The sequence below is a fragment of the Protofrankia sp. Cr1 genome, from assembly GCF_963555865.1.
Classification (GTDB): domain Bacteria; phylum Actinomycetota; class Actinomycetes; order Frankiales; family Frankiaceae; genus Protofrankia.
On the sequence record NZ_CAUVXO010000487.1, the window covers coordinates 1 to 3,879 of the forward strand.

The window sequence follows — 3,879 nt, forward strand, 5'->3', positions numbered from 1 at the left end:
ATCAGGAACTGTCCGACCATGCCGCCTTGCACATTGTTATTGATCTTCCCAGTCAACCGGACCACTCAGTGCGTTGACGCGCCTGTCGCGACCAACGCCGTCCTCAACTTGGCGATGAACCGGTGCATCTGCGGATCGAAGGTGCTCGTGTTCCACTCGATGGGCTCGTCCAACCCGAACCAGCTCACCCCGCGGAACTCGCCGAGATCGGGCCGAATCGCCTCATCCCGGTCGGCCGTCAGCACGAACCACACGGTCACATCGGTATGGCTGTGCGCTCCGCGGGTCTGCGTCACCGTCAGGAAGAACGGCAGCCCCCCACCGAGGCCCTCATGGAACCGCGCCGCGATGCCCAGTTCCTCCTCCGCCTCGCGGACCACCGTCGCCCTCGGATCCTCGCCGTCATCGACGTGGCCCCCTGGCAGCAACCAGCAGCCGGCCTTGATGTGATCGACCAGCATGACCTGCCGACCGCCCTCGTCCAGCAGCGCGAAGTACACAGCGAGGTGACGAGGAGGTGTCGCCGGCGGCCGGACCCGAAACAGGGGCGCGCCCGAGGCCACCCACCGAAGAATCTCTGCCTGGTCGGAGGCCTCCTGCCTGTCGTACGGCAACACTCCGGCTACCAGGTCGGCAACCACCGAACGGGGCTGGTCGTCGAGCAGCGGCACCGAAACCTCCCACGGATCCAGTTGAGACAACAGGCCAGTCGAACACAGGCCACCCACGCGTGGCATCCCGCCACGCGTGAGCAAGGCCCGCCGTGACGCTACCGGGTCGCCGACCGGCCTGGGTTGACGACGCTCCCGGCCGGACAGGGGACAGCTCGCCCCGGCTGAGGCGGCTACGTCGACGTCGCACCGGGGTGGAAGCGCAGCAGGGGCACGTCGTACAGGTTGGGGTCGGGCTCCCGGCGCAGCGGCGGGTCGGTCACTTCGATGACGATCATTTCGGTGAGGAACTGGACGCGGGCGGCGAGCAGGTGGCTGGTGTGGCCGGTGGCGCTGTGGTGCTTGAGTCCGACGCAGACGTGGATGTGCGGCTGGATCCGATCGTGGGCGTGGTCGTAGGCCAGGGTGCCGCCGCCGTGGGCTTCGACCTGGGTCAGGTGGACGCTGGACCAGACCGGCGCGTCGACGTCGTCGATCTTCCCGCAGGTGCCGACGACGTCCACCGCGCTGAAGCCGGCGATGAACATCGGGATGTAGCCGTGGCGGACGTCGTTGGCGCGGCAGAAGTCGGTCAGGGCGGTGAAGAAGTCCTCACCGTGGTCGAAGGCGACCGCGAATCGGCGGCCCAGGGTCAGTTCGTGGCTACGCATCCCGGGCTCCGTGGCTGGCTGTCGGTGCGACCTGGGCGCGGCCACGGCCAGCGGGCCGGATCGGTGTAGCCACCGGCCACACCGAACGCCGCGGTCATGGTCGGCCTGTCGCTGCCGGCGGTGAGCAGGGTGTGCAGCAGGATGCGGGCTTTGAGCGGGTCGAGGAACCCTGCTGAGATCAGTCCGCGGCCCAGCAGGTCCCGTTCGGAGCCGGGGAATCCGTAGGTGGCCGCGGCGACGGAGCCGGCGCCGGTGCGGGAGGCCAGCACGACCGGGATGCGCCGGGCGAGAGTGTCGAGGAGGGGCACCAGCGCGGCCGGGACGTGGCCGACGCCGAAGGCGGCGACGACCAGCCCGTCGAGGTGGCCGGGCAGGTGTTCCAGCAGGAGTCCGTCGTCGCCCAGGACGATGGTCACCAATGCCACCCGGGGCGGTGGGCTGCCGGCGGCCGGCCGGGGTAGGACCGTGCGGTGGGTCAGACGGTTGACCATTCGCGGTTGGCCTTCGACCAGGTAGCCCAGAGGCCCGCCGGTGGGGGAGCGGAAGGTGGCGCCCGCGCTGGTGTGGGTTTTGCGGACCCGGCGGGCGGCGTGGATCTCGTCGGCGAGCACCACCAAACATCCTTGATCGCCGGTGTGGGGGTTGGCCGCGACCGCGATGGCGGCCAGGAGGTTGGCTGGTCCGTCCGCGCCGGCCAGCTGCGGGGGGCGCATCGCGCCGGTCACCACGACGGGGCAGGCCTCGGGGTGGAGCAGGTCGAGCAGGTAAGCGGTTTCCTCGATGGTGTCGGTGCCCTGGACGACGACCACCCCGTCGATGCCCGGATCGGCGGTGGTGAGTTCGTGCACCGACTGGGCCAGGGCGGTGATGTCGTCGAAGGTCAGGGAAGCGCCGGGGAGCCGGCGGAAATCCTCGACCTCGACGCCGATGCCGGTTGCCGCCAGACCGGGCACCGAGGCGACCAGCTGGGCCGTGGACAGTGTGGGTGCCACCCCGTCGCTGCCGGCTGCGGTCATGGCGATCGTGCCGCCGAGCCCGTAGACAATCACCCGACGGCCGGGCATCCCGGGACTGACAGCCACGATGTGTGCCCTCCAGGTCAGGTGGCAGAGGTTCGGGTCGCCGACCGGTCAAGCGCGCCCAGGTAGCGGCAGGCTCGGTCCACGCCGGCGAGCGAGAGCAGCCGGCTATGCGGTGCGACCAGCCCGGTGCATCCGTACTCTCCCAGTTCCGCGCATCGCTGGACCATCCAGGGCCAGTCGAGGTCCAGGTAGTCGGCCAGGGCATGCAGCCGCGGTGCGGAGGCCGATGCGCTGATGACCGAGTGGGCGCGGGCATAACCGCAGGCGTCGGCGTATTCCCGCATGGCCGTCCGGTTGTCGGTGATGTCCACGTGCCAGATGCCGTCCGCGTCGACCCAGTTGGCGACGACCGCGCGTCGCCGCGGGTCGAGGACGAAACCCCCCACCGCTGCATAGTCCAGGTCGGGGCACACTTCGACGTGAATGCCGAAGGATTCCATCAGCGCCACCGCGAGCAGGAGGAGAATCCGTTCCGGGCCGGGTGATGAGGTGACCGTATCTGGTGGGACGCACAGTACCCGTGACGACTCGGTTCTCGGGTCCCGGCCAGCGAGAGCGGCCAGGTAGGCGTATTTATGGGCGAACAGCAGCCAGGCGCTCGCCTCTTCACCGCGCTGTTCCCGGGTCCAGAATACCGGTGCGTCACCGAAGTCCCTCGCGTGCCGCAGGATGTGCCCGGCGCAGAACGCCGAACCCAGCCACATCTGCGACACGGTATCCAGACCGTCTGCGATGTCGCGACTGACCGCGGAGCGCGGTAAATGCGTGTAGCCGGTGGCTTGTCGGCGGCAGCCGTCTAACGCGGCGTCGTCGGCAAGCAGGGCTTCGTCCATGTTGGCGACCGCCCACACGATTCCTGAGGTCACGTCGTCCAAGGCGTATGCCTGCGGTATCACCAGCCGGGCCTTTTTTGACCCGCCTGTCAGCCGACAGCGGGCCAACCGGGCGTCCATCCCGAAGAGTCCAGGCGCGTCGCCGTCGTCGGTCACGCCGACCATCAATACCCGGCGAGCTGTGCGAAGCAGCGGATCATCCAGGTGGCCGGGTGGAACGGTGGCGAGGATCCTGCTGCCGGCGACCGCCGGGTACATCCAGGCGTCGACGGTTGTCCCCGAGAAGAACCGGCCGCTGGGAGCCAGGAGACTGACCCGGCTTCCCGCTGCCGCGACAGCCCGGATCGGGGATACCGGCGATCCGGCCAACAGCGAACCCGCTACACGCTTGTCGGTGTCACCTGCCTCCCGCTGGCAGCCGCGCATAATCTCCTTCTGCCACGGTTGACCAAAAACATCGGCTGCGATCGGATGCGGCGACGCCAGAACAGACGGCACCGATGTGCTGGCCCGAACCGCTGTCCGATACCGTGCTGTCGGTTGGCTCTCCCGACGCGCGACGACCGGCGGCTCACTGCACCGACTGCGATCTGTTGTCTTCGAAGAATCGCCCTTGTTGAGGAGGAGTAGATCGGCCGGGCTG

4 protein-coding genes are annotated in these 3,879 nt (G+C 68.9%); all 4 read right to left on the bottom strand.

Annotation, left to right across the window (positions count from 1 at the left end; translation table 11 throughout):
- Window positions 1-65: 65 nt before the first annotated feature.
- The 4 genes from U9980_RS24280 to U9980_RS24295 all read right to left on the bottom strand — a co-directional run bounded on the left by U9980_RS24280 (window position 66) and on the right by U9980_RS24295 (window position 3,662).
- Complete coding sequence (locus U9980_RS24280; RefSeq protein ID WP_322770053.1) at window positions 66-671, bottom strand: NUDIX hydrolase; 606 nt, start codon at window positions 669-671, stop codon at window positions 66-68.
- A 173-nt stretch (window positions 672-844) separates the two neighbouring features.
- Window positions 845-1,321 carry a PPC domain-containing DNA-binding protein gene (locus U9980_RS24285; protein WP_322770054.1) on the bottom strand — a complete coding sequence of 159 codons (477 nt, stop codon included), beginning with the start codon at window positions 1,319-1,321 and terminating at the stop codon, window positions 845-847.
- On the bottom strand, window positions 1,303-2,385 hold the full coding sequence (locus U9980_RS24290; RefSeq protein WP_416210386.1) for an asparaginase: 1,083 nt from the start codon (window positions 2,383-2,385) through the stop codon (window positions 1,303-1,305). The genes U9980_RS24285 and U9980_RS24290 overlap by 19 nt, the downstream gene beginning before the upstream one ends.
- A gap of 35 nt (window positions 2,386-2,420) precedes the next feature.
- Entirely contained in the window at window positions 2,421-3,662 is a 1,242-nt protein-coding gene (locus U9980_RS24295; protein WP_322770056.1) for a hypothetical protein, read from the bottom strand.
- Window positions 3,663-3,879: the final 217 nt, after the last annotated feature.